General features: G+C 74.1%; 18 protein-coding genes and 1 pseudogene. 4 read left to right on the forward strand and 15 right to left on the reverse strand.

The genetic code is table 11. The features are described from left to right. Positions 1 to 156 precede the first annotated feature (156 nt). The 3 genes from QSK52_RS08130 to QSK52_RS08140 form a co-directional block, all read right to left on the reverse strand. Positions 157 to 390, reverse strand: a complete 234-nt coding sequence (locus QSK52_RS08130) for a helix-turn-helix domain-containing protein (protein WP_043912348.1) — start codon at positions 388 to 390, stop codon at positions 157 to 159. A gap of 364 nt (positions 391 to 754) precedes the next feature. After that, positions 755 to 2,353, reverse strand: coding sequence for an ABC-F family ATP-binding cassette domain-containing protein (locus tag QSK52_RS08135; protein ID WP_285735235.1), 1,599 nt, complete (start codon positions 2,351 to 2,353; stop codon positions 755 to 757). Between the two features lie 153 nt (positions 2,354 to 2,506). Then, the gene (locus QSK52_RS08140; RefSeq protein WP_285735236.1) at positions 2,507 to 3,421 is read right to left on the reverse strand and encodes a hypothetical protein; all 915 of its coding nucleotides are present in this window, start codon (positions 3,419 to 3,421) and stop codon (positions 2,507 to 2,509) included. 198 nt (positions 3,422 to 3,619) lie between these two features. Here QSK52_RS08140 and ypfJ point away from each other — a divergent pair, with 198 nt between their 5' ends. After that, complete coding sequence (ypfJ, locus tag QSK52_RS08145) at positions 3,620 to 4,507, forward strand: KPN_02809 family neutral zinc metallopeptidase (protein WP_285735237.1); 888 nt, start codon at positions 3,620 to 3,622, stop codon at positions 4,505 to 4,507. A gap of 105 nt (positions 4,508 to 4,612) precedes the next feature. Further along, positions 4,613 to 5,695 (forward strand): glycoside hydrolase family 26 protein, encoded by a 1,083-nt coding sequence (locus tag QSK52_RS08150; RefSeq protein WP_285735238.1) that lies wholly within the window; start codon positions 4,613 to 4,615, stop codon positions 5,693 to 5,695. Here QSK52_RS08150 and QSK52_RS08155 read toward each other — a convergent pair. The 9 genes and pseudogenes from QSK52_RS08155 to QSK52_RS08195 form a co-directional block, all read right to left on the reverse strand. Next, positions 5,672 to 6,853 carry a GNAT family N-acetyltransferase gene (locus QSK52_RS08155; RefSeq protein ID WP_285735239.1) on the reverse strand — a complete coding sequence of 394 codons (1,182 nt, stop codon included), beginning with the start codon at positions 6,851 to 6,853 and terminating at the stop codon, positions 5,672 to 5,674. The two genes, QSK52_RS08150 and QSK52_RS08155, sit on opposite strands and share 24 nt — an antisense overlap. Beyond that, entirely contained in the window at positions 6,850 to 7,524 is a 675-nt protein-coding gene (locus QSK52_RS08160; protein ID WP_285735240.1) for a Wzz/FepE/Etk N-terminal domain-containing protein, read from the reverse strand. The genes QSK52_RS08155 and QSK52_RS08160 overlap by 4 nt, the downstream gene beginning before the upstream one ends. Positions 7,525 to 7,908: 384 nt before the next feature. Next, positions 7,909 to 9,009 (reverse strand): annotated as a pseudogene (locus QSK52_RS08165) (glycosyltransferase); the annotation flags it as partial. Next, positions 9,006 to 9,806 carry a polysaccharide deacetylase family protein gene (locus tag QSK52_RS08170; RefSeq protein ID WP_285735241.1) on the reverse strand — a complete coding sequence of 267 codons (801 nt, stop codon included), beginning with the start codon at positions 9,804 to 9,806 and terminating at the stop codon, positions 9,006 to 9,008. The gene QSK52_RS08170 and the pseudogene QSK52_RS08165, both read right to left, overlap by 4 nt. Next, entirely contained in the window at positions 9,796 to 11,538 is a 1,743-nt protein-coding gene (locus tag QSK52_RS08175) for a lipid II flippase MurJ (RefSeq protein ID WP_285735242.1), read from the reverse strand. Before QSK52_RS08175 ends, QSK52_RS08170 begins: the two co-directional genes overlap by 11 nt. Next, the gene (locus QSK52_RS08180) at positions 11,535 to 12,857 is read right to left on the reverse strand and encodes an O-antigen ligase family protein (RefSeq protein ID WP_285735243.1); all 1,323 of its coding nucleotides are present in this window, start codon (positions 12,855 to 12,857) and stop codon (positions 11,535 to 11,537) included. Before QSK52_RS08180 ends, QSK52_RS08175 begins: the two co-directional genes overlap by 4 nt. 4 nt (positions 12,858 to 12,861) lie before the next feature. Continuing rightward, positions 12,862 to 14,433: a sugar transferase gene (locus QSK52_RS08185; protein ID WP_285735244.1), complete on the reverse strand. Its 1,572-nt coding sequence runs from the start codon at positions 14,431 to 14,433 to the stop codon at positions 12,862 to 12,864. Positions 14,434 to 14,727: 294 nt separating this feature from the next. After that, positions 14,728 to 15,891, reverse strand: coding sequence for a glycosyltransferase (locus QSK52_RS08190; protein ID WP_285735245.1), 1,164 nt, complete (start codon positions 15,889 to 15,891; stop codon positions 14,728 to 14,730). A 129-nt stretch (positions 15,892 to 16,020) separates the two neighbouring features. Next, positions 16,021 to 16,461 (reverse strand): SRPBCC family protein, encoded by a 441-nt coding sequence (locus QSK52_RS08195; RefSeq protein WP_285735246.1) that lies wholly within the window; start codon positions 16,459 to 16,461, stop codon positions 16,021 to 16,023. 103 nt (positions 16,462 to 16,564) lie between these two features. On the opposite strand from QSK52_RS08195, the gene QSK52_RS08200 reads away from it, so the two are divergent. Beyond that, positions 16,565 to 17,464, forward strand: coding sequence for a HipA family kinase (locus QSK52_RS08200; RefSeq protein WP_285735247.1), 900 nt, complete (start codon positions 16,565 to 16,567; stop codon positions 17,462 to 17,464). Between the two features lie 15 nt (positions 17,465 to 17,479). Here QSK52_RS08200 and QSK52_RS08205 read toward each other — a convergent pair whose 3' ends face one another. Further along, on the reverse strand, positions 17,480 to 18,964 hold the full coding sequence (locus tag QSK52_RS08205) for a S8 family peptidase (RefSeq protein ID WP_285735248.1): 1,485 nt from the start codon (positions 18,962 to 18,964) through the stop codon (positions 17,480 to 17,482). A gap of 182 nt (positions 18,965 to 19,146) precedes the next feature. Continuing rightward, positions 19,147 to 22,074, reverse strand: a complete 2,928-nt coding sequence (locus QSK52_RS08210) for a glycoside hydrolase family 48 protein (RefSeq protein ID WP_285735249.1) — start codon at positions 22,072 to 22,074, stop codon at positions 19,147 to 19,149. Between the two features lie 349 nt (positions 22,075 to 22,423). Here QSK52_RS08210 and QSK52_RS08215 point away from each other — a divergent pair, with 349 nt between their 5' ends. Then, positions 22,424 to 23,980 carry a cellulase family glycosylhydrolase gene (locus QSK52_RS08215; protein WP_285735250.1) on the forward strand — a complete coding sequence of 519 codons (1,557 nt, stop codon included), beginning with the start codon at positions 22,424 to 22,426 and terminating at the stop codon, positions 23,978 to 23,980. A 31-nt stretch (positions 23,981 to 24,011) separates the two neighbouring features. On the opposite strand, the gene QSK52_RS08220 is transcribed toward QSK52_RS08215, so the two are convergent. After that, complete coding sequence (locus tag QSK52_RS08220; RefSeq protein WP_285735251.1) at positions 24,012 to 24,386, reverse strand: DUF2568 domain-containing protein; 375 nt, start codon at positions 24,384 to 24,386, stop codon at positions 24,012 to 24,014. Positions 24,387 to 24,435: the final 49 nt, after the last annotated feature.

Raw genomic sequence — 24,435 nt, forward strand, 5'->3', positions numbered from 1 at the left:
GCCGACCGTCGCGGAGGCGCCCGGAAACGACGGTCGGCGGCTCGGGAGTGACCCGGCCGCCGATCCGTTGCGGAGCGTCGTGCATGGCGAGCAGCGTGCTGGTGGGCGTGGGCGGCCGGGGCTGCTCGGGTGCCGCCCGCCCGGAGTGACGGACCGTCAGGAACCGGCAGCGGCAGCGGTCTTGCCCTTGCCGCGGGTGGCGCCGCCACGGCCCCGGAGGTTGACCCCGGACTCGCTGAGCATCCGGTGGACGAAGCCGTAGGACCGGCCCGTCTCCTCCGCGAGGGCCCGAATGCTCGCCCCGGAGTCGTACTTCTTCTTGAGATCGGCCGCGAGCTTCTCACGCGCGGCACCTGTCACCCGGCTGCCCTTTTTCAGAGTCTCGGCCACCCGTGCCTCCTCGTAGAGGTGATCGGTCAGATTCCCATGATCACCCATTGCCCCGTTCCTGGCCACCCATTCGACAAGGTCCGTCGCGGGAAAGCGGACACGAGTGGTGGTGCGCGCTCCGCACCAGGGCGCTCACGGAGGGTGTGCACGCCCCTTCCGGAATCGCTCCGGTGAGCGAATCCGCTGATCAGCCCGGACCGTCAGCGGGCAAACCGCGCACCCCGGTGCGGGCCGCCGGAGCCCCGCCCCCGGGGAGGCCGGGGTCGACGGGGGACGAGTCCCCCTCGTACCGACGACGGACCCCGCGTCTACGCGCGAGGTCCGTACGGTGGCCCCGAGCGGGCCGCGGGGTGGCCGGGCGGGGTCAGGCCAGCGACACCAGGTCGTGGTAGGCGGGGCTCCACAGGTCCTCGACGCCGTCGGGCAGCAGGATGATCCGCTCCGGCTGGAGCGCCTCGACCGCGCCCTCGTCGTGGGTGACCAGGACGACCGCGCCGCTGAACGAGTGCAGCGCGCCGAGGATCTCCTCGCGGCTGGCCGGGTCCAGGTTGTTGGTCGGCTCGTCGAGCAGCAGCACGTTGGCGCTGGAGACCACCAGGGTGGCCAGCGCGAGCCGGGTCTTCTCGCCGCCGGAGAGCACCCCGGCCGGCTTGTCCACGTCGTCGCCGGAGAACAGGAAGGAGCCGAGGATCTTGCGGATCTGCACCAGGTCGGTGTCCGGCGCGGCGGAGCGCATGTTCTCCAGCACGCTGCGCTCGGGGTCGAGCGTCTCGTGCTCCTGCGCGTAGTAGCCGATCTTCAGGCCGTGGCCCGGGATCACCTCGCCGGTGTCCGGCTTCTCCACGCCCGCCAGCATCCGCAGCAGGGTGGTCTTGCCCGCACCGTTCAGGCCCAGCACCACGACCCGGGAGCCGCGGTCGATCGCCAGGTCGACGTCGGTGAAGATCTCCAGCGAGCCGTACGACTTGGACAGGCCGGACGCCGTCAGCGGGGTCTTGCCGCACGGGGCCGGGTCCGGGAAGCGCAGCTTGGCGACCCGGTCGGACTGGCGGACCTGCTCCAGGCCGGAGAGCAGCTTCTCGGCGCGACGGGCCATGTTCTGCGCGGCGACCGTCTTGGTGGCCTTGGCCCGCATCTTGTCGGCCTGCGCGTTGAGCGTGGCGGCCTTCTTCTCGGCGTTGGCGCGCTCGCGCTTGCGGCGCTTCTCGTCGTCCTCGCGCTGCTGCTGGTACTGCTTCCAGCCCATGTTGTAGATGTCGATGGCGGAGCGGTTGGCGTCCAGGTAGAAGACCTTGTTGACGACCGTCTCGACCAGGTCGACGTCGTGCGAGATGACGATGAAGCCGCCCTTGTAGGTCTTCAGGAAGTCCCGCAGCCAGGCGATGGAGTCCGCGTCGAGGTGGTTGGTGGGCTCGTCGAGCAGCAGGATGTCGGCGTCCGAGAACAGGATCCGGGCCAGCTCGACGCGGCGGCGCTGACCGCCGGAGAGGGTGTGCAGCGGCTGGCCGAGGATGCGGTCGGGCAGACCCAGCGCGGCGGCGATGGTGGCGGCCTCGGCCTCGGCGGCGTACCCGCCCTTGGTGAGGAACTCGGTCTCCAGCCGGGCGTACTTCTTCATCGCGTTGTCGCGGGTGGCGCCCTTGCCGTTGGCCATCCGCTCCTCGTTCTCGCGCATCTTCCTCAGCACGGTGTCGAGGCCGCGGGCGGAGAGGATGCGGTCCCGGGCCAGGACGTCGAGGTCGCCGGTGCGCGGGTCCTGCGGGAGGTAGCCGACCTCGCCGGAGGAGGTGACCGTGCCGCCCGCCGGGAGGCCCTCGCCGGCCAGCACCTTCGTCAGCGTGGTCTTGCCCGCGCCGTTGCGGCCGACCAGGCCGATCCGGTCGCCCGGGGCGATCCGGAAGCTGGCGGACTCGATCAGGATGCGGGCACCGGCACGAAGCTCCAGGGCGTTCGCGGAAATCATGGCTGGGGTCTCTCCTCGACGTGGGTATGGCACTCAGCCATTGGGACCAAGTCTACGGGAGGGCGGGAAAGCCTTTTTTCGGCACCGGCCGCGACGGCGGGCACCACCGGGCCCGGGCCCGGGCGGCAGCGGGTGCCGACCGGGCCGGGGCGGTCACTTCGCGCAGCCCGTCCGGGCCGCCGCGAACGGGGCGCCGTCGGTGCCGCAGGCGGCCTCGCGACCGCCCAGCGTGGTGTCGTACACCCACGTGCCGATCACCGGGCCGTCCTCGACCGAGACGCGGTGGCCGTCCAGCGGGCGCATCACCACGTCGGGGCCGGTGTTGAGGAAGTTGCCGTGGTCGGTGAGCGAGAACACCATCACGCCACCCGGCAGTTGACGGGCCCCCGCGCCGGTGGTGGGCGGGCACAGCCGCGGGACGAGCACCGCGTCGTCGGTCTCCGCCGTGCGCACCGGGGAGAAGGTGCAGCCCGCCGGGGGGCGGGAGTTGAAGCGCAGGTCGCCGTCGCGCTCGCGGAAGCCCATCAGCAGGCTCGGGGTGACCACCGTCACGAAGGCGTCGTTGACCTTGTCCGCGGACGGGTGCAGGGCCTCGGCGGCGCGCTGGGCCATCAGCTGCTTGCGCTGCTCCTCGGTGCGGCCCTCCGCGCCCGGCTCGCCCTCGGCGCGCAGCCAGTCGGCCAGGCCGGGGACGCTGCGGTGCCAGCGCACCGAGTGGTCGCCGGTGTCCACCGCGGTGACCATGCCGTCGTCCCAGACCACCGCCGCGTCCTCGCCGACCAGGGTGAGGTGCAGCGCGGTCGCGCCCTCGCGCCGGTAGGACCACAGCCGCTCGCCGGTGGACCTGGAGAAGGCCTCCACGCCGGGGCCCACCTTGAAGTCGGTCTGCTCCGCGGGGGTCGACTGCGCGCTGACCGGGCTGGCGTCCGACGCACCGGCGACCACCCGGTCGCCGAACGGCTCGGGACGGTTGGCGTGGGCCGCGGCACCGGCCGCGAGCACCAGCAGGACGGCGGCGGCGGGCAGGACCGAACGGGGCGACAGGCTTCTCAGCGGGTTGAAGGACACGGCCGGAGTTTATCCGGCGGGCACTGACGGGACCGCCGGGTTTACCGCCCGCCCGACCCCGGCGTGTCCCGGCTCCCGGCCCCGGTCCACCGCCGACGCGACCCGGCGCGACCTGCGCCGTCACGCGGCCCGCACATGCTCCGGGCCGGTTAGGGTACGCGTTCGGTGGCCCACGGACTGTTACAGAGGTGAGACGGAATGCAGTTCGACGACGACGCGGAACTCGATGCCTCGCAGGTCCAGGACCGGCGCGGCATCCCCGGCGGCGGCCTGACCGTCGGCGGTGGCGTGATCGGCCTGCTCGGCCTGCTGGCGGCCCTGCTGTTCGGGGTGGACCCGGGGCTGTTCGGCGCCGCCGACCAACCCGCCGCACCCCCGGTGGGGCAGGCCACCAGTTCCGCCCAGCTGAACGCCGCCTGCCGGACCGGCGCGGACGCCAACCGGCGGCAGGACTGCCGGGTGCTGGCCGTGGTCAACAGCGTCCAGGCGTACTGGCAGGGCGAGTTCACCGCCCGCGGCCGCAGCTACGCCCCGGCGGCCGGCGTGCTGTTCACCGACCGGGTCGCCACCGCCTGCGGCACCGCGACCTCGGCGGTCGGCCCCTTCTACTGCCCCGGCGACCGCAAGGCCTACTTCGATCTCGGCTTCTTCGACGACATGGGCCGCCAACTGGGCGCCCAGGGAGGCCCGTTCGCCGAGGCGTACGTGGTCGCGCACGAGTACGGGCACCACGTGCAGAACCTGCTGGGCACCACCGCCAGGGTCGGCGGCGACCGGCAGGGCGCGGACAGCGCCTCGGTGAAGCTGGAGCTGCAGGCCGACTGCTACGCGGGGGTGTGGGCGCACCACGCCACCACCACCCCGCAGCCGTCCACCGGGCGGCCGCTGATCACCCGGCTGACCGACCAGGACATCGCGCTGGCCCTGGACGCCGCCGGATCGGTGGGCGACGACCGGATCCAGCAGCGGGCCACCGGGCGCACCAACCCGGAGAGCTGGACCCACGGCTCCTCGGCGCAGCGGCAGCAGTGGTTCACCACCGGCTACCGCACCGGCGACATGACGAAGTGCGACACCTTCGGCTGACCGGCCCCCGGAGTGACCCGTTGGGGTGACACGGGGCATTTATGACGGTCTGTCAGGCTAGGCTCCTGGGGCCGGAAACCGTCCCTGGACCCGTACGGAGATCCCATGCGTCTCGGCCGCCTGACCCTGGCCGCCGCCGCGCTGCTGCTGGTGACCACCGCCAGCGTGCCGTCCGGCACCCCGCTCAGCCAGACCGAGCGGCACGCCGCGCTCTCCTCGGACGCGGTCCAGCCGCGCGGGGCCGCGCCCCGGCCGGTGGTGCAGCGGGCGGTGCACGAAGTGCCGTTCGGGGCGTTCGTCGGCTCCTGGGACACGTACATCCCGAACATCGCCCGGATGGCGTCCTGGCTGAACAACGCCAACATGCAGGTCGGCCACACCTACCTGGCGGGCAACGGCTGGCAGGACATCGAGGGCGAGCCGATGGTGCTGGGCCTGTGGTCGCAGTGGCGGCAGTCCGACCCGGGGCGGCGGCTGGTGCTGGGCGTGCCGATGCTCGTGCCCAACGAGGGCAACGTGCCGGACGCCGAGGTGGCCCGGCTGCTGGCCCGCGGCAACCAGGGCGAGTTCGACCAGCACTTCCTGCGCCTGGCCCGGAAGCTGGTCGCCTTCGGCGGCGGCGACACCGTCATCACCCTCGGCTGGGAGATGAACGGCGTCACCTACACCTCGCGCTGCAAGCCCGACCCGACGGCCTGGAAGGCGTACTGGCGGCGGATCGTCGGCGTGATGCGCTCGGTGCCGGGCCAGCACTTCTCCTTCGACTTCGCCCCCACCCGCGGGCTGGACGCCGTCCCCTGGACGCGCTGCTACCCCGGCGACGACGTGGTCGACATCATCGGCATGGACAGCTACGACCAGCCCGCGGGCGGCACCTTCGACGAGTACGTCTCCGAGCCGTACGGGCTGCAGGACCAGGTCGAGTTCGCCGCCAAGCGCGGCAAGCCGGTGTCCTACCCGGAGTGGGGGCTGTTCCGCAACGGCGACAACCCGGAGTTCGTGCGGCGGATGGTGGAGTGGATGCGCACCCACGACACCGCCTACCAGACCGTCACCGACTACTGCCCGCACGGCTTCTGGCAGTGCAAGGAGAACCCGAGGTCGGCCGCGGTGTACAAGCAGCTGATGTCGGGCTCCTCCGGGGCCGTCGGGCCGGTGAGGACCTCACCGCAGTCGCCGCTGCGCTAGCGCCTCCTTCAGCTTCGGCGCCCGGGTGCGCAGCACGTGCACCGCGGCGGTCCGGGCCCCGATCCGCAGCGCGCGGGCCGCGGCCCACGGGGCGAGGCGGCCGGGGCCCAGCACCAGGCGCTGGTTGGACAGCTGGTCCGGCCGCCAGCGCTGCTTGTACGGCTCCTGGCCGCGCAGCAGGCTGAGCAGCGGGATGCCCGCGGCGCGGACCTCGTCCAGGGCGGCGCCGAACAGCAGGCCCGCGATGTCCAGCTGCTCGCGCAGCTTCGGGTGCGCCCCGTACATGTACAGGCCGCCGAACGGGGCGCAGAGGATCACCAGGTTCACCGCCACCACCTCGCCGTCCAGCTCGAACCGGTGTATCGCCGCCCGGCCGGACGCCACCAGGCCGGTGGTCGACTCGGTCAGGTGCTCGGCGAAGCGCGCGGTGCGGTGCTCCGGGGTGACCCCGCGGTCCTGCCACTGCAGCATGTGCAGCCGCAGCAACTCGCCGACCGTGTACGGGACCTCCTCGGCGGTCGCGGAGTGCACCACCACCCCTGACCGGGCGATCTTGCGGAGCTTGACCCGGCTGCGCTGGGCGGTCTTGCCGGGCAGCCGCTTGAGCAGCTCGTCCATCGGGACGGCGGGCAGGTACTGGCACAGCGAGTCGGCGAACCGGTGCCGACGGCCCCGCCAGTGCGCGTACACCCGCTGCACGGCCGCGGACGGGTGCACCTCGCGCAGTTCCAGGCTGTGCCAGGGGCGGCGCAGCGGGAGGGCGGCGGCCAGTTCGGCGGCGGCCCGGTCCGCGCAGTCGTCGTCGAGCAGCACGTCGGTGAAGTCGACCAGGCCCGCGCCCAGGTTGGTCAGCCCGCCGAACGGGCCGCGGCGGCGCAGCGCGGCCGCCCCGACCAGCCGCCCGTCCCGGCGGACCAGCACCAGCACCAGCGCGCCCGGGCGGCCGTACCGGCGCCACCAGGAGCGCAGCCAGGGCGCGGCCTGGAAGGAGGTCGCGGTCGAGCAGCGGCGGTGCAGGTCGTCCCAGTCGTCGGCGAGCCGGTCCAGGGCGTCGTCGGTGCGCAGCACCTCGGCGCTCCACCGCTCGCTGTCGGCGACGGACCGGGCCGGCTGGGCGGGCACCCGGGGGCCGGGGCCGAGCCGCTGACGGAGCTTCACCGGGCGGCCGCCGGCTCGGGAGCGGCCTTCGCGGCGGCCTTCGCGGGTTCGGCCTGCGCGGGTTCGGCCGCGGTGGGTTCCGGCTGGGCGGGCAGGGCCGGTCCGGCGGCGGGCGCGGGCCTGCGGCGGGTGAGCATCACCAGCGCGCCGAGCAGCACGCCCGCGGCCGTGCCCACCGCGGTGTCCAGGGCGGCGGACGGGGAGGCCGGGGCGTCGGGCTCGGCGGCGGGGGCCAGCGGCACCAGCCGGACGCCGGTCTCCTTGCTGCTGGTGTTGCCGAACGCGATCAGCGACCTGGCGACCGCGTCGGCGTTCTTCACGGCCTCCTCGCCGCGGCGGCCGGTGCCGGTGATCTCGATCACCGGGGCGTCCGGGGAGGTGGTGCCGCGCACCATGCCCGCCAGCGTGGCCACCGAGTGGCCGCTCTCGGCCGCCGCCCCGAGCAGCACCTGCGGCTGACCGGTCAACCGGCCGTACGCCTGGGCGAAGTTGACCGCGGTCGAGCTCTCGCCGGGGTTGTTGGGGACGACCACCACGTAGGAACTGGCGGCGTAGCTGGGCGGCGAGACGACGGCGTAGCCGGCCCCGGCCAGCGCCCCCAGCGGGACGGCGACGGCCAGCGGCCACCAGCGGCGGGCCAGCGCGCGGGCGCTGCGGCGTGGTTCGGGCATCGGTGACTCCAGGAGGGTCGAAGGGGTGAACTGAGCGGTGCGCGGCCGCGCGGGACGCCGGGCCGCCGGGGGCGGCTAGGGCCGCCCGTCCCGCCCCTGCGGCGGGGCCGGAACGGGCGGGCCGGGGTCCGCGGCGGCGGCCGGGCCGCGTCCCGGGCGGAGGAAGCCGCGGGCGAACGGCGCGGAGCGGTCCGGGCCCCCGGCCGGGGCGGCCGTCGGCGCGGCCCCGGACCGGTCGGGGTCCTGGGCGGGCAGCACCCGGCCGCCGGGGGCGGGCGCCCGACGGGAGTCCCCGTCCGGAGCGGCCGCGGGCCCGCCCCCCGGGCGGCGGAGGGCGCGGGTGAACGGCGCGGAGCGGTCCGGGCCCCGGCCCGGCCCCCCGTCCGGGGCGGTCAGGTGGCGGTAGAGGGCGGCCAGGTCGGTGGCGATCCGGGCGATGTCGTAGTGGGCGACGGCGGGGGGAACGGGGTGGGGGCCGGGGCGGGTGGTGGCGAGGAGGGCGAGTTCGCGGGCGTAGGACTCGGGGTCGGAGGGGAGCAGCCGGGCGTGCGGGGCGGCGTCGGCGGGGAGTTCGGCCAGGGCCGGGCAGGCGGAGTGCAGGAGGGGGAGCCCGGCGGCGAGGCCCTCCAGGGCGGCCAGGCCGAAGGTCTCCTCGCGGGAGGGGGAGACCAGCACGTCGACGGCGGTGAGCAGTTCGGGGACGTCGTCGCGTTCGCCGGTGAGCACCAGGCGGTCGCGGACGCCGAGCCGGGCGGCCAGGTCGAGCAGGGCGTCCCGTTCGGGGCCCTCACCGATCAGCAGCAGGCGGGCGTCGGTGAGCCGGGCGAGCGCCTCCAGCGGGACGTGGAAGCGCTTGCCGGGCACCAGCCGGCCGACCGCGCCGACCACGAACACACCGATGGGCAGGCCGAGTTGGGCGCGCAGGCGGCCGCGGTGGGCGGCCCGGGCGGCGGGGGTGAAGCGGTAGCGGGCGGCGTCCACGCCGTTGGGCAGCAGGCGGATGCGCTCGGCGGGCACGCCCCACTCGTCCAGGACCGCGGCGACCTGGCCGGAGACGGCGAGGGTGGTGGTGCCGAGCCGCTCGGCGCCCAGGTAGAGGGCGCGGACGCCGCGCGAGGTGGGGCGGCCCTCGATGACGCCGGACTGCAGCGAGTGCTCGGTGGCGACCACCGTGCGCACGCCCGCCAGCCGGGCGGCGAGGCGCCCGTACAGCATGGCCCGGTAGAGGTGGGTGTGCACCAGGTCGTAGCGGCCGGAGCGGATCAGCCTGGTCAGCCGGGGCAGCACGGCGAGGTCGCGATTGCCGCGCATGTCGAGGTGGTGGACGGTGAAGCCGTCGGCGCGCAGTTCGCGGGCGACCGTGCCGGGGTTGGTCAGGGCGGCCACCTCGTGCTGCTGGTCCTTGGGCAGGTGCCGCAGCAGCAGGGCGAGTTGGCGTTCGGCGCCGCCCGCGTGCAGGCCGGTGACCACGTGCAGGACTCTCATCGGGGCTCCCCCGCGGCCGCCGCCGGACGGGACTTCGGCGGGGCCCAGCGCAGCCCGGTCACCGCGTCCCGCCAGCGGTGCCGACCGTGCTTGGCGCGCAGCCGCCAGGCGCCGTCGCGGTCGCCGACGTAGCAGCGGGGCAGCGCGTGGCGGCCGGTCAGCCAGGAGTGGTCGATGGCGCAGGCGTAGTCGTACCCGGCGTCCCGGACGGCCCGGGTGGCGGGCAGGTCGACCGCGCCGTACGGGTAGCAGAAGCCGGTGACGGGGCGGCCGAGCAGGTCCTCCAGGGCGCGGCGGCTGTCGGCGGTCTGGCGCTCCAGGGCGGCCGGGGAGAGGCCGGGCAGCGCCTGGTGGCCGAGGCCGTGCGAGCCGATCTCCCAGCCCGCGCCCGCGAGTTCGACGACCTGCTCGACGGTGAGCAGCTTCTTGCGCGGACCCTCGGCGTCCCAGCCGTTCTCGGTGCCGAGCAGGTCGGGGACGACGTACGCGGTGGCGGTGAAGCCGTACTCGCGCAGCACCGGGACGGCGTGCCGGGCGAAGTCGGCGTATCCGTCGTCGAAGGTCAGGCCGACCAGCCGGGCCTCCCGGCCGCGGGCCTGCGCGGCCAGCAGTTCGCGGACGCTGACGCCGCGGCGGCCGGTGCGGTGCAGCCAGTCCATCTGCTCGGCGAAGCGTTCGGGGGTGACGGTGAGCAGGTAGGGGTCCTCCTCCTCCTCGGCCACCGAGTGGTACATCAGGATCCAGGGCGCGAGCCGGGGGGCGAGGGCCTGGGCCGGTAGGCGGGGGTCAGCGGCCATGGGGCCTCCCTTCGGCGGCGGGGGACAGGGCGGGCTGCGGCCGACGGGCCCGGGCCAGCAGGCCGAGCACCGGGCCGCGCACCTCGGCGGCGCCGAACAGCGCGCCGAGGGCGGCGAAGACCAGCAGGACGGTGGTGCCGCCGAGCAGCGCGGCGGGCAGCGGGCCGGTGACCGCCCGGGTGGCCAGCCAGCCGAGCGCGGCGGCGGCCAGGGCGGCGGCCAGCAGCCGGGCCTGGCCGCCGAGCACCCGGGGCAGCCGCAGGGCGACGCCGCGCAGCATCAGGCCGCGCATCAGCAGGGCGGCGGTGGCGGTGATGCCCGCGGCGTTGCCCGCGGCCAGGCCGAGCGCCCCGAAGCGCGGGGTGGCGGCGACGCCGACGCCGACGGTGACGGTCAGGCCGAGCAGCATCGCGCCGACCGGGTACCAGTCCGGCCAGGTGGTCCGGTCGCCCTCGGCGCGCGGGGTGTCGGCGCGGCGCACCACCGGGCGGACGCAGAAGTACGGCCGGACCATCACGCCGATCATCGCCTGGGCGGGCAGCCCGAAGGAGTAGACCCGGATCACGGCGGCGGTCGCGGAGGTGTCGGCCGGGCCGAACGCGCCGCGCTGGAACAGCAGGGCGACCAGCGCGGGGGCGCAGGCCATCAGGAAGGCGGTGCCGAGCAGGACGAGGGCCGCGGCCTGGCCGAGGTCCTTCTCGACCCGGTCGCGGGCCGCCGTGAAGTCCCCGGCGGCCATCGCCCGGGCCACCACCGGGAAGGTGACGGTGACGATCAGGATCGCCGAGGTCATCGCCAACTGGCTGACCTTGGCGGCGTAGTTGAGGTGCGAGATGGTGCCGGGCGGCAGGCCGGAGCCGAGGTAGCGCTCGATGAACACCTGGGCCTGCCGGGTCAGCGTGAACGCGGCGACCGGCAGCAGCGCCAGCGGGATCAGCACCAGCCGGCGGGCCGCGCCCCGGCGCAGCCCGCGCCGCCGCCCGCCCGCGCGCAGCCGCCGGGCGAACGGCAGCAGCAGCACGCCCGCCATCAGCGCGCTGCCGACCGCGACGCCGATCGCCGCGGAGCGGACCCCGAGCAGCCGGTGGCCGCTGAGCAGCAGGGCCAGGATGCCCAGGTTGTACATCACGTAGATGACGGCGGGTGCGGTGAAGGAGTGCAGGGCGCGCAGCGCGGAGGCCAGGTACCCGGCGACGCCGAACGGCAGGATGGTGAGCGCGGTGATCCGGGTGCAGGTGACGGCGAGCTGCGGGTCGGCCAGGCCGGGGGCGAGCAGCTCGACCAGCCGGGGGGCGCCGAGCGCGACGGCGCCGGAGAGGGTGCACAGCGCGAGCAGCAGCCAGGGCAGCGTGGAGCGGGTCAACTGCCGCACCGGGTCCGGCCCTTGGGGGCGCTCCTCGCGCAGCACCAGGGCCAGGCTGAAGGCCGGGACCATCAGGAAGGCCATCGCGTCCTCGATCAGCAGCGGCGCGGCGGTCTCCGGTACCGTCCAGGCGACCAGGAAGGCGTCGGTGCCCTGGTTGGCGCCGAAGTACCGGGCCAGCAGCAGGTCGCGGAGCAGGCCGAGGCCGGAGCCGGCCGCGCTGAGCAGTGCGGTGACGCCGAGGGCCTTGGCCAGGAAGCCGCGCCTGGCCGGTTCGGCGGCGGCGCGCGGGGCGGGGACGGCGCCGGGGGCGGCCGCGGCCGGGGCGGTGGCCGGGGCGGGTCGGGCCACCGGCTGGTCTGTCGTCATGCACCGTCTGCTTCGCGGGAGTCGGGGCCGGGGAAGGCGGTGCGGGCGGCCAGGCCCAGCACCACCGAGGTCAGTACGGTGGTGGTGCCGCCGATGTCGGCGTAGAGGAAGTCCCAGAGCACCCAGCAGAGCAGGGCGAGCGCGGCCAGGCCGGGGCCGGTGGCGCGGCGCAGGCAGCCGGTCAGCAGGGCGAGGAACAGCGCCAGGTAGGCGATGACGCCGAGCAGGCCCTGCTCGCTGAGCACCAGGAAGTACATGTTGTGCGGGGAGAGCAGCGGTTCGCGCTGGAAGCCGATGGTGGCGTCGGCGGCGTCGCTGCCGGAGGAGAGCCGCAGCGGGGCGTGGCTGTCGCGCAGCTGCTGGAAGGCCTTGGGGCCGGCGCCGGTCATCGGGTGGTCCTGCCAGATCCGGCCCGCGGTGGCCCACAGGTCGTAGCGGTCGGAGACCGACTGGTCGGGGGCGGCGGAGACCGAGCCGATCGAGCCGAGCCGCTCGGTGACGCCGGACGCGCCGAGGCCGAACCCGCCGACCAGCACCACCGCGGCGGCGGCGCCGACCAGCACGCCCCTGACCGCGAGCCGGGCGTCGGCGCGCAGCAGCAGCACGCTCGCGGCGACGGCGGTGGCGATCCAGCTGCCCCGGCTGAACGACACGGCCAGCGGGAAGGCCAGGAACGCGGCGGCGGCCCACATCGTGCGGCGCAGCCAGCGGCTGCCGCCGGGGCCGCGCTCGGCGAGGGCCAGCCCGAGGGCGGCCAGCAGCCCGTACGAGACGACGGTGGACATCGCCATGATGTCGAGCGCGCCGAAGGTGCCGACGGCCCGGATCGGCTGGCCGGTGTAGGAGGCGCCGGTGCGGGTGAGGTACTGGTTCGCGCCGACGGCGCCCTCGATCAGGGCGGCCAGCACGAAGGAGCCGAGGACCAGGCGGCGGTCGCGGGTGTCGCGGACGGCGAGCAGCACCGCGGCGGGCACGAGCACGAAGATCTGCACCAGCCGGACGAAGCCGGTGACGCTGCTCGCCGGGTCGATGGAGTGCACGGTGGCGAGGGCGGCGGCCAGCACCACGCCGCCCAGCAGCGCGCAGGCGGCCGGGTCGAGCCGGGGCAGGCGGCCGCGCAGCAGGTCGAGGGCGACCAGCCCGACCAGGGCCAGCGAGGCGAGGTCGGCCGGGGTGACGTGCACGGACGCGGCGACGTCCTTCTCCCCCGTCGGCACGCACACCAGCAGCACCGTGGCCGCCGCGAGCCAGCTCGGCCGGGCGGGCACTATCCTGGTCAACCGCCTTGCTGGGTAGGGAAGTTGGATGGCGACGGCCATGGGTTCAGCTCCCGTCCGGGCGGACCACCAGGGCAGCGGTGCGGAGCAGGATCTTGGCGTCCTCCCACAGGCTCCAGCCCTCGATGTAGCGGTTGTCGAAGCGCGCCCGGTCCTCGATCGAGGTGTCCCCGCGCAGGCCGTTGACCTGGGCCAGCCCGGTCAGGCCGACCGGGACGCGGTGCCGGTCGGCGTACTCGGGGTACGCCTGCCCGAACCGCATGACGAAGTACGGGCGTTCGGGGCGCGGGCCGACCAGGCTCATGTCGCCGCGCAGCACGTTCCACAGCTGCGGCAGCTCGTCCAGCGAGGTCCTGCGCAGGAACCTGCCGACGGCGCCCATCCGGTGGTCCTGGGCGATGTTCCAGCGGGTGGCCGACTCGTGCTCGTCGGAGGGGCGCAGGGTGCGGAACTTGAGGACGGTGAAGACCCGGCCGTCCAGGCCGGTGCGCTGCTGGCGGAAGAGCACGCCGGGGCCGGTCTCCCAGCGCACCGCGAGGGCGCAGGCGGCCAGCAGCGGGGAGACCAGCAGCAGGCCGAGGGCGGCCGAGAGGACGTCGAAGCCGCGCTTGACGACCCAGCCGCCGCGCCGCATCGCGGGGGCGCCCAGGCGCAGGCAGGGGAAGCCCCACAGGTGGTCGCCCGCGCCCTGGACGGAGTCGAACTCGCGCAGGCCGGGCACCAGCCAGACCTGGCAGCCGAGCCGGGCGGCGTGCCGCAGCGCGGACAGCGTCTCGGCCTCGTCGGCGGCGCCCGCGGTGGCCAGCACGTGGTGGATCCGGTAGCGGCGCAGCACCCGGCCGAGCACCTCGCGGCCGCCGAGCACCGGCAGCGGGGAGCCGGGCGGGAGCAGCACCGGGTCCGGGTCGAGGTAGCCGACCGGGCGCAGGCCGTACTCGGGGCGGGCGGTGAGCACCGCGGCGATCTGCTGGCCGAGTTCGCCCGCGCCGAGGATCAGCACCGGGCTGGGGCGGCGGCGGCGGGAGCGGCGGGTGAGGTGGTGGACGAAGGCCCGGCCGAGGGCGGCCAGCGGGAGCACCAGCAGCAGCAGGGCGAGCAGCCGCAGCGGGCTGACCGGGCCGAGGTCGGCCCAGCGCCCGGCCAGGCAGGCGTCGGCGGTGATCGCGAAGGCGGTGGCGACGGCGGCGCGGGCGGCCAGGGCGGGCAGTTCGTCGAGCGCGGACAGGCTGAGCCGGGTGCGGTAGAGGCCGCCGGCCAGGTTGAGCGGGAGCAGCGCGGGCAGCAGCAGGACGGCGGTGGCGATCGGGCGGGCGCCGGCGGGGGTGGTGGCGGCCGCGGCGAGACCGACCGCCAGGCTGTCGGCGGCGGCCAGGGACAGCGGGAGGGCGACCCGGGAGTGCAGGCGACCGCGGTGCCGTCCGACGCCCGCCGAGGCCCGGGGGGCGGCGGGCCGGGACTTCGGGCGGCCCTTCGAGCGCGCCCCCGGCCGGTCGAGCACGCCGGTGCCGGGGCGGCCGTCCGGGCGGGTGCCGGGGTGGCCGTCCGGGCGGGCGCCGCGCCGGCCGGGGCCGGTCAGCGTCCTGCCCGGTCGCGGCACGCTCTCGTGGTCAATGGTCATCAGCGCACGAACTCCCCTGCTGTGTACCCGCCGCGGCCGGCCGCCGGACCGGACGCGCACCGGCTCGGCGCCCCGGCCCGGTGGACGCGGTCCAGGTAAGCACCTGCTGCCGTGAAAGGCCGTCGACCATTTCGCTGCCGAAAATGGAGACGAAGCAGGCAAAATCAGACATTAGCGAACGCCGTCCGGCGCGCAGGAGGCTGACATGCCATTTCATTCCACCCGCCCAATAATCAGACATTCAGGAAAGAAGGCCGCACCTGCACGGGCGGGCGTTCACAGTCTGACAAACGATCAGAACCGCTGCGGGACACGGCCCGTACGGCCCACCGGCACCGTGCCGCTCCGAACAATCGTCCGGTAGACCGCCGCCACCTGCTGAATCACTCCGCGGATATCGTGATGATCTGCCATGTGTGACCGGGCCAGAACACCGCGCCGTTCGCATTCGATCCGGTCCCCCAGGAATTCGACCAGCCGTTCGGCCATCGCGCCGGGATTCTCCGGCGGCACCACCGAACGCCCCCGCTCCCCCGGCGGCAGGCACTCCCGGGCGCCCGGGACGTCGGTCAGCAGCACCGGCCGCCCGCAGGCCATCGCCTCCAGCGGCGCCAGCGCCATCCCCTCCCAGCGCGAGGGCAGCACCGCCAGGTCCGCCGCCGCCAGCCACAGCCGCGGGTCCGCCACGTCGCCCACCATCCGCACCCGGGACGGGTCCGGCAGCGAGCGGACCCGCTCGGCCAGCACCTCCGCGTCCGGACCGCCGCCGACCAGCACCAGCCGGGCCGCCGGACGGGCCAGCTGCACCCGCGTCCAGGCGTCCAGCAGCACGTCCTGGCCCTTCTGGCGGCACAGCCGCCCCACGCACACCGCCAGCGGATCGGACTGGTCCAGGCCCAGCGCCATCCGAGCCGCCCGCCGGGAGGCCGGGTCGGCGGGCGCGAAGTGCTCCAGGTCGACGCCGTTGGGCACCACCCGCCAGTCCGCGACCAGCCCCGCCGCCTCGCCGTCCGCCCGCTCCCGCTCGCTGACGCACAGCACGGTGCGGGCCCAGCGGGTGGCGTGCCGCTCCCAGCGCAGGCTGGCCTCGGCCAGCGCGCCGTCCACCGCCGCGAACGACCAGGCGTGCGGCTGGAACACGGTGGGCGGGGTGCCGCGGGCCGCCAGCCGGCCCGCCAGCCCGGCCTTCGCGCTGTGCAGGTGCAGCACGTCCGGCTCGGTGCGGCGGATGATCCGGCGCAACCGCCAGGCCTCCCGGGCGACGCCCGCGCCGGGCGAGCGTTCGGCGGGCCAGTCCAGCACCCGGGCACCGGCCGCGGCGGCCTCGCGGGCCAGCCGCCCGCCGGAGGGACACGCCACCAGGACCCGGCACCCCGCCGCGCGCTGCCCGCGCACCAGGTCCACCACCACCCGGGCCACCCCGCCGTCGACCGGCTGGGACACATGAAGGATCGTCATCTGCACGGCCCGGAGCCTAGGTTGACGGTACCGCCCGCCCGGACCCGCTTCACCCGTCCGGGGAAACCAGACACCCGTACGGCTGACGCGCCGTACGGGTGTCCTAGTGCCGCGAGGGCTCGGCCGGGCTCAGCCCAGTTCGGCCGCCAGGTTGGCGAGCACCTGGTCGTGGATCCGGTTCAGGCCCTTCGGCGCGAAGGTCCGCTCGAAGAAGCCTCCGATGCCGCTCGCGCCCGTCCAGCTCGCCTCCACGGTGACCCTGCTGCCGCTCTCGCCGACCGCCGAGACCGTCCAGGTGATCACCATCGAGGAGTTGGCGTCGGTCTCCACCAGCTTCTCCGGGCTGGGCGCCGAGACCGTGAACAGGCAGTCCCGCACCCGCTTCTCGGTCGCCTGCAGCTTCCAGTGCACCTGCGTCCCGGCGCCCCGGCCGCCCGCCCGCACCTCGTACTCGCTGTACTGCGCGGGCAGCAGCTTCGGGCGGGTCACCGCGTAGTCGGCCAGCACCTCGTACACCCGGGCCGGGTCGGCCCCGTACGTCCGCTCGGTGGTGGCGTGCACCTTGCCCATCGCTTCACATCTCCTCGGTCGGCTGCTCGACGGTCGGCCCCACCCAATCATCGCCCCGAGCGCCCGCCAAACCCGGGGCGGCGGGTCGCGTTAGGGTGGGCGGATGCTCGATGAGGTGAAGGCGCTGCGCTATGTCGATCCGCTGCGGGCGGGCGGGTCGGTGCCCGGGGTGGTCGAGGCGGACGACCTGGGGACGTACGTGGTGAAGTTCACCGGGGCGGCGCAGGGGGTGAAGGCGCTGGTGGCCGAGGTGATCGTCGGGGAGCTGGCGCGGCGCCTGGGGTTGCGGGTGCCGCCGCTGGTCCTGGTGGACTTCGACCCCGCGGTGGCCGCGGACGAGCCGGACCAGGAGATCCAGGACCTGCTGCGGGCCAGTGCGGGGCGCAACCTCGGGATGGACCTGCTGCCGGGGGCGCGGGACTTCCGGCCGGGGATGGTCGAGGTCTCGCCGCGGGAGGCGGGCCGGGTGGTGTGGCTGGACGCGCTGACCGGGAACGTCGACCGCAGCGTGCACAACCCGAACCTGATGGTGTGGCACGGGCGGCTGTGGCTGATCGACAACGGTGCGGGCCTGGTGTTCCACCACCGCTGGGCGTCGGCGGCGGCCTCGGTGCACAAGCGCTACGACCTGAGCGGCCACGCGCTGGGCGGCTACGGGCCCGACCTGGCGGCCGCCGACGCGGACCTCGCCCCGCTGGTGACGCCGGAACTGCTGGGCGAGGTGGCCGCGCTGGTCCCGGACGCCTGGCTGGCCGACGAGCCGGGCTTCGACTCGCCGGCCGCGGTGCGGGAGGCGTACGTGCAGCACCTGGCCGCCCGGGTGGCGCACTCGGCGGCCTGGCTGCCGGAGGGCTTCGCGACGCCCGAGCAGATCCGGGCCGCCGAGGAGCGGGCCGCCGCGGCGCGGTTGGCGGCCCGTCCGGCCTGGTTGAAGCAGGTGCCGAACCGGGCCGGTCTGGCTCCGGTGGAGTCGGACTGGTCCCGGCACGTCGGCGGGGAGTGACGTGGCGGCGCCGCGTCAGCCGCGGGAGGGGTCGACCGCCTTGGCGGCGGAGACCACGCCCGCGCCGTAGAAGCCGTTGTTGCCCTCGGTGCCCTCGCAGGTGGCCTTGTAGAGGCCGGTGCCGCCCGGGTTGTAGTCCCCGGCCGGGCAGGCGTGCGGGTCGGCCTGCCCGATCAGCAGGGCGCGCAGCTGGTCGGGGCCGGCCCACGGGTGGGTGGAGGCGAGCAGCGCGGCGACGCCGGCCGCGTGCGGGGAGGCCATCGAAGTGCCCTGCATGTAGGCGTACTTGCCGCCGGGCACGGTCGACAGGACGCGCCCGTTGTGGTCGGGGGTGTCGGGGAGCTGGTAGCGGGCGTCGCCGCCGGGCGCGGCCACCGCGACCTTGTTCAGCCCGTAGCTGGAGTAGTACGACTTGTCGCCCTTGACGCCGACGGCGGAGACCGCGACCACGCCGGGCAGTTCGGCGGGCAGGTCGAGGCAGCTGTCGTCGATCGGCCGGGTGACCGGGTCGGTGTCGTCGGGGCTGGAGACGTCGACGGTCTTGTGCGCCAGGTCGATGTTCTCGTTGCCCGCGGCGGCGACGTTCAGCACCCCGTTGCGGCGGGAGTAGTCGACGGCCCGGCGGACGGCCTCGCTGACGGCGGCCTGGTCCGGGTCGCCCGCGCAGTTGAACATCCACGGGTCGACGTAGTAGCTGTTGTTGGTGACCTGGAAGTGGTGCTCGGCGGCCCAGACGAAGCCGCAGATCGCGTACTCGGGGTAGATGAACCCGCCGTCGTCGACCACCTTGACGGCGGCCAGCCGGACGCCGGGGGCGATGCCCTCGATGCCCTTGCCGTTCTTGGCGGCGGCGATGGTGCCCGCCACGTGGGTGCCGTGGCTGCTGGTGGTGGGCTGCCAGGACTGCCGGCTCTGGTCGGGGCGGCCGCTGAGGCAGGACGCGGAGAGCGCGGGGTCGACGTTGGCGGCGAGGTCCTCGTGGGTGGCGTCGATGCCGGAGTCGAGCACGCCGACCACCACCGCGCGGCTGCCGAGCTCCCTCTGGTGCGCCCGGTCGACGCCGATCTGCCGCATGTCCCACTGGTTGGCCCAGAGCGGTTCGCTGCCGTCGGCGGGCGCGGCGGCGGGCAGCTCGGCCTCCTCGACGACGTCCTCCGCTCCCCCGGCCTGGATGCCCGCGGTGCGGCTGGCGCCGACCGAGTCGATCGTCCTCGAGGCGCGCAGCCTGGCGGCGAAGCCGGGGTCGGCGGAGCGGGCGATCACCACGCCTATCTGCTCGTACGAGGCGACCACGGTGCCGCCGGCCGCCCGGACCTCGCGTTCGGCCTTCTGGGTCTGGCCGTGGTTGGCCCTGGTGTTGACCACGTAGCTGAGCAGGGGTCCGTCGGCGGTCGCGGCGGTCGCCGCGGCGGCGGGCAGGGCCAGTGTCCCGGCGGTGGCGAGCACCAGACAGGCCGCGGTGGCGGTGAGTGCGGAGCGGCGGATCCGGGGAACTCTCATAGGGGTTGACCCTCCCGAGTGGCGGCGGCGCGATCGTGGGTGATCGATGGCGTCCGAATGGCCGGGAGACTATTCACCCCATATGACAAAAATCAAGAGGTAGTAAAGGAATCTCCGCATAACGGGCGAGTGCCCGGTCCGCTGTCGGTCGGACCGGGCACTCGCGTTCGGGTGACGGCGGGTCAGCCGCCGAACAGGTCGCCGTAGGTCGCCATCGCCGTGGCGATGTCGGCCTGCGCCCAGAACCGGTGGTACGTGAAGACCGGCGCGGGGCCGCCGTTCAGGTACGACTGGACCTTGGCGAACGACGGGTCGTTCTTGTACCAGGACCGGATCGACAGGAAGGTCGAGGTGCTGTTGATCGGGTCGCCGTTGGGCATGGTGCCGGTCCAGCCGCTCGGCACCGAGACCGAGTCGTTGAAGCGGCTGTAGTCGGCACGGGTCTCCGGCACCGAGATGCCCAGCGCGTCCTGGTTGTTGGCCCACATGCCGTCGAGCAGCTTCTGCGCCGCGGTCTTGGCCGCCGCGTTGCCGGACTTGGCCGCGTAGTACGACAGCAGCTTGGCGTAGGAGCCGGCCACGCCGACGTCGTTGGTGTAGTCGACGACGCTCACGTGCAGGCCGGTGTTGGCGCCCGGGGAGGCCGCGTTCCAGGTGTCCGGCTTGCCGCTCCAGGCCAGCGTGGACGGGATCTTGTAGGTGCCGTCCGCGTTGAAGGTGGTCTTGGACAGCGCCCAGGTCACCCACTTGTCCAGGATGGCCTTGGCCTTCGGGTCGTTGCTGGAGTAGTAGTACTCCGCCATCCGCTCCAGGCCCCAGGCCTGGAAGCCGAACCACTGGTTGGAGGCCGGGTCGTGGTAGACCGGCGCCTCGTCGTAGAACATCCCGTAGAAGGTCGGGGTGCCGGCCGGCGGTGTGCCGTAGTTGCCCTCCCAGCTGTTGGTCGCACCGCCCGCGATCGCGCCCTCGTTGGACTGCAGCCACTGGGTGAACTCGACCTGGCGGGCCATCGAGGTGGTCCAGTCCGCCTTGCCGGTGGCCGACTTGGGCGCCATCGCCGGGTTGTTGACCAGCGCGTACGCGGCCATCGGGTTCTGGTAGCCGCCGTGCGCCGCGCTGTCGCCGATCCGCCAGGACCAGCCGGCCGAGGTGTCGGTGGCGCCGCCCCAGGCGTAGTACCAGGACAGCAGGTAGTGCTCGGAGGTCTTGCCGCTGCCGGGCGCGCAGGTGCTGGCGCCGACGCAGTTGCCGATCTGCTTGAAGTACTTGTCGAAGAACGAGTACCGCAGGTAGTCGCCCATCTTGCCGGCCTTGGCCACCGTGGTGGCGACCTGCGCGCCGTTGCCCTGCGCCTTGGCCCAGGTGTCGGCCCAGTAGGCGGCCTGGATGGCCCGCGCGTCGGCGTCCGGCGCGTCGGTGTACTTCCACTGCTTGGCGTAGGAGTTGTCCTTGACGAACAGGTCCAGGTACCCGTTCTTGCCGCCGTACGTGAACTTGTCGCAGGTGGGCTGCGGGATGGTCTCGAACACCGACTCCTGCGCGCCGCGCTGGTAGGTGTTGATGAACGACGGGCCGGTGTCGGACGGGCCCGCCTCGCACTTGCCGGGCGCGTTGCCGTAGCCGTAGACGTTGTCGACGTCCTGCAGCCAGTGCATGCCGTAGATGTCGTCGGTGCCGTACGCGCTCTTCAGCTCACCGGCGATCGGGTCGTTGCCCGCGGTGACCGAGGTGTCCAGCGCCGCCGGGTAGTCGCTCGGCAGCGGGCGCTCGGGCGCGTAGGTGGCCGGCTTGGAGGCGTTGTAGAACGAGTTGGTCGGCTGGTCGACGTGCCCCGGGATCATGTACGTCTCCATGAGCGTCCATGCCGCGTTGAACTTCGACCAGTCCTGGGTGACCCGCCCGTACTGGGCCTCCAGCCAGAGCAGGTACGAGTACGCCTCCGAGGTGGTCTCGTGCCCCTGGTCGGGGGCCTCGACCAGCAGGGTCTCCACCGAGTGGTAGGGGATGCCCTCCGGCGAGAAGTAGCCGTTCGCCGGGTCCTTGATCTTGTTGTACAGCTGCAGGAACCGGTCGTTGTACACGCCCGAGGCGGCGGCCAGTTCGGTCACCGTGACCGCCGAGGAGGTGTACCCGGTGGCGGAGGAGGTGAAGGTGGCCGAGCCGGTGGAGGAGGCGTCGGCGGTGAGCGTGACGTTCTGGGCCGTCGACCAGTTGCTCGGGGTGAAGGTCAGCGTCGCGCCGGAGCTGATCGACAGCCCGGTGTTGCCCGAGGTCCGGGTGGTGGTGACGGTGACGTTCGCGCTCGGCTGGCTGGTCAGCTTCACGGCGAAGCTGCCGGTCTTGCCCTGGTTCACCGACAGGGTCAGCGGGGTCGCGCTGATCGCCGGACCGGCCGCGACCGTGATGCCCGCCGGGGTCGACTCGCTGCTGGCACCCAGGCTGTCGTACGCCTTGGCGTAGATCGAGTGGTTGCCGCTCGCCGCGCCCGTCCAGTTGAAGGTGTACGGGGCGGTGGTGGCGGTGCCGATCAGCGTGGTGTTGTCGTAGAACTCGACCTTGCTGATGCTCGCGCCGTCCGCCGCCGTGGCCGTGGCCGAGAGCGGGATGGCCGCCCCCGCCTGGTAGTTGGCGCCCGGGGCGGGGCTGGTCAGCGCGGTGGTCGGGGCGGCGTGCGCGCCGGTGCAGCTGGTGCCGTTGACCGCGAAGGAGGTCGGCGCGGTGTTGGTGCCGCTGTACGAGAAGTTGGCGCCCGCGGTGGCGGAGCCGCCCGCCGCGATGGTGGCGGCCCAGGCCGGGGCGGTGACGGTGACGTTCTTGCCGGACTGGCTCCAGGTGCCGTTCCAGCCGCTGCCCGAGAGCGTCTGGTTGCCGGTGTAGGAGTAGGTGAGCGTCCAGCCGTTGAGCGCGGCGGTGCCCTTGTTGTTGATCGCCACGTTGGCGGTGAAACCGCTGCCCCAGTCGTTCGTCGTGTAGTCGACGGAGCACTGGACCACGGCGGCGGAGGCCGGGACGGCGACCGCGGTCGACAGACCGGCGGCGAGCAGCGTGAGGGCGGCGGTGAGCGCCGAGACCCGGGGACGGGTCGCCCGGTTGCGGGGCGGGGAGGACATGACGGCTCCTCGGATGGGGTGGGTGGGGGAGTCCGGGGACGGTGGTGCGTCGGGCGGATCCGGCAGGGCGTCCGGCGAGGTCGTCCGGTCCGGCGCGGCAGGTCGGAGCCTGCCGCGGGGCCGTCCCGGTGGGGTCTGCTGGGTCCTGCTGGGGTCCTGTCGGCGTGGATCCGCCGGGGGTCGTTCTGTGGGAGCGCTCCCAAATATCGGGAGGGTCGTGCGCACTGTCAAGGGAGTGCGCAGCAGGAGTGTGCAGCCGGAGCCTGTTGGCAACTGCCTTGCCCCTGGCTAGGGTTCGGGGCGGGCCTGTGGGAGCGCGCCCACTTCCCCCCACTCCGAGGAGTCGAACATGACCCTCCGCACCACCGCCCTGGTGCTGGCCTCCGCGCTGGCCGCGACCGCTGCGACCACCCTCGCCCTCACCGGCGCCGGCCCCGCGGCCGCCGCCGGCCTCCGCTGCTCCGTCGACTACACGACGAACGACTGGGGCAGCGGCTTCACCGCGAACGTGAAACTTACCAACCCCGGCAGCACCCCGATCGACAACTGGAGCCTCGGCTACTCCTACACCGGCAACCAGACGCTCTCGGGCAGCGGCTGGAACGGCACCTGGAGCCAGTCCGGCAGGAACGTCACCGTCACCGCCCCGGCCTGGGCGGGCAGCCTCGCGGCGGGCGGCTCGGTCAGCGCGGGCGCCAACTTCTCGTACAGCGGCACCAACGCGGCCCCCGTCTCGTTCACCGTCAACGGCGTGGCCTGCAACGGCGCGGCGGGCCCGTCGCCGTCGGCGTCCGCATCCGCGTCGGCCTCGGCTTCGCCGTCCGCTTCGGCCTCTGCCTCCGCGTCCGCGTCGCCGTCGCCCTCGGCCTCCTCCTCCGGGAGCACCGGCAGCGGCAAGGCCCCGGCGCTGCACGTCTCCGGCAACAAGCTGGTGGACGCGGGTGGTTCGCAGGTGGTCCTGCGCGGGGTGAACCGCTCCGGCATGGAGTTCATGTGCGTCCAGGGCTACGGGTTCTCGGACGGGCCGGTGGACGCCGCCTCGATCGCCGCGATCAAGAGCTGGAAGGCGAACGCCGTCCGCGTCCCGGTCAACGAGGACTGCTGGAACGGCTACGCGAACGTCAAGCCGGAGTACGCGGGCGAGAACTACCGCACCGCGGTGAAGAACTTCGTCCTCGCGCTGCGGGACGCCGGGCTCACCCCGATCATCGACCTGCACTGGACCCAGGGCCTCTACACCGGCAACTCCTCGGGCTGCTCCGACACCAACTCGACCTGCCAGAAGCCGATGCCGGGCGCCGGTGCGGCCACCTTCTGGTCCTCCGTCGCCGACACCTTCAAGAACGAGCCGTCGGTGGTCTTCGACCTGCTCAACGAGCCCTACGCGGACCGCGCCGTCCCCGGCATCGACCAGGCGTGGAACTGCTGGCGGGACGGCGGCAGCGCCTGCCCCGGCATCAACTACCCCGTCAGCGGCATGCAGACGCTGGTCAACGCGGTCCGCACCGCCGGTGCGAACAACGTCATCCTGCTCGGTGGCCTGGCCTACTCCAACGACCTCGGCCAGTGGCTGGCCCACAAGCCCACCGACCCGGCGGGCAACCTGGCCGCGTCCTGGCACGTGTACAACTTCAACACCTGTGCCAGCCAGTCCTGTTGGAACTCGACCGTGGCGCCGCTGGCCGCCCAGGTCCCGGTGGTGGTCGGCGAGATCGGCGAGAACGACTGCGCCCACTCCTTCATCGACCAGGTGATGTCCTGGGCCGACGCCGCCAAGGTCTCCTATCTCGGCTGGACGTGGAACACCTGGGACTGCGGCCAGGGTCCGTCGCTGATCTCCGACTTCAACGGCACCCCGACCGCGTTCGGCCTCGGCCTCAAGAACCACCTGGCCGCGGTGAACTGACACTCCGTCAGGTACCGCGCGGCCGCGCCGCTCACACCGACCGCCACCGGCGGGCGGATGCGTGCAGCGCGGCCGCCGCGCCCGCGCCGAACCAGCAGACCTCGAACGCCACCCGGGCCGCGCCGTGCAGCGGCAGGTCGGCCGTCGGGGCCGCGAACCAACCCCACAGCAGGGCGAAACCGGCCACCGCGGCACACGCGAACAGCAGCCGGACCGGCTTCCGCGGCGGGCGGACCGGCCCCTGCGGCGGACGGACCGCCTCCTGCGGCGGGTGGGCGCGGAGCCTGCGCAGCGGCAGGCTCCAGGCCCACCAGCCGACCGCCACGTACACCGCCAGCTCCGCCGCGAACGCCGCCACGTCGAGCGGCGTCAGACCGCCCGTGCCGCCACCGCTGCCGTTCGCCATTTCCAACCCCCCGTGAATCATTCTAGATGTGAACGATAGTGGGAAGGTA

It is taken from the genome of Kitasatospora phosalacinea, assembly GCF_030268885.1.
GTDB classification, from domain to species: Bacteria; Actinomycetota; Actinomycetes; order Streptomycetales; family Streptomycetaceae; genus Kitasatospora; species Kitasatospora phosalacinea_C.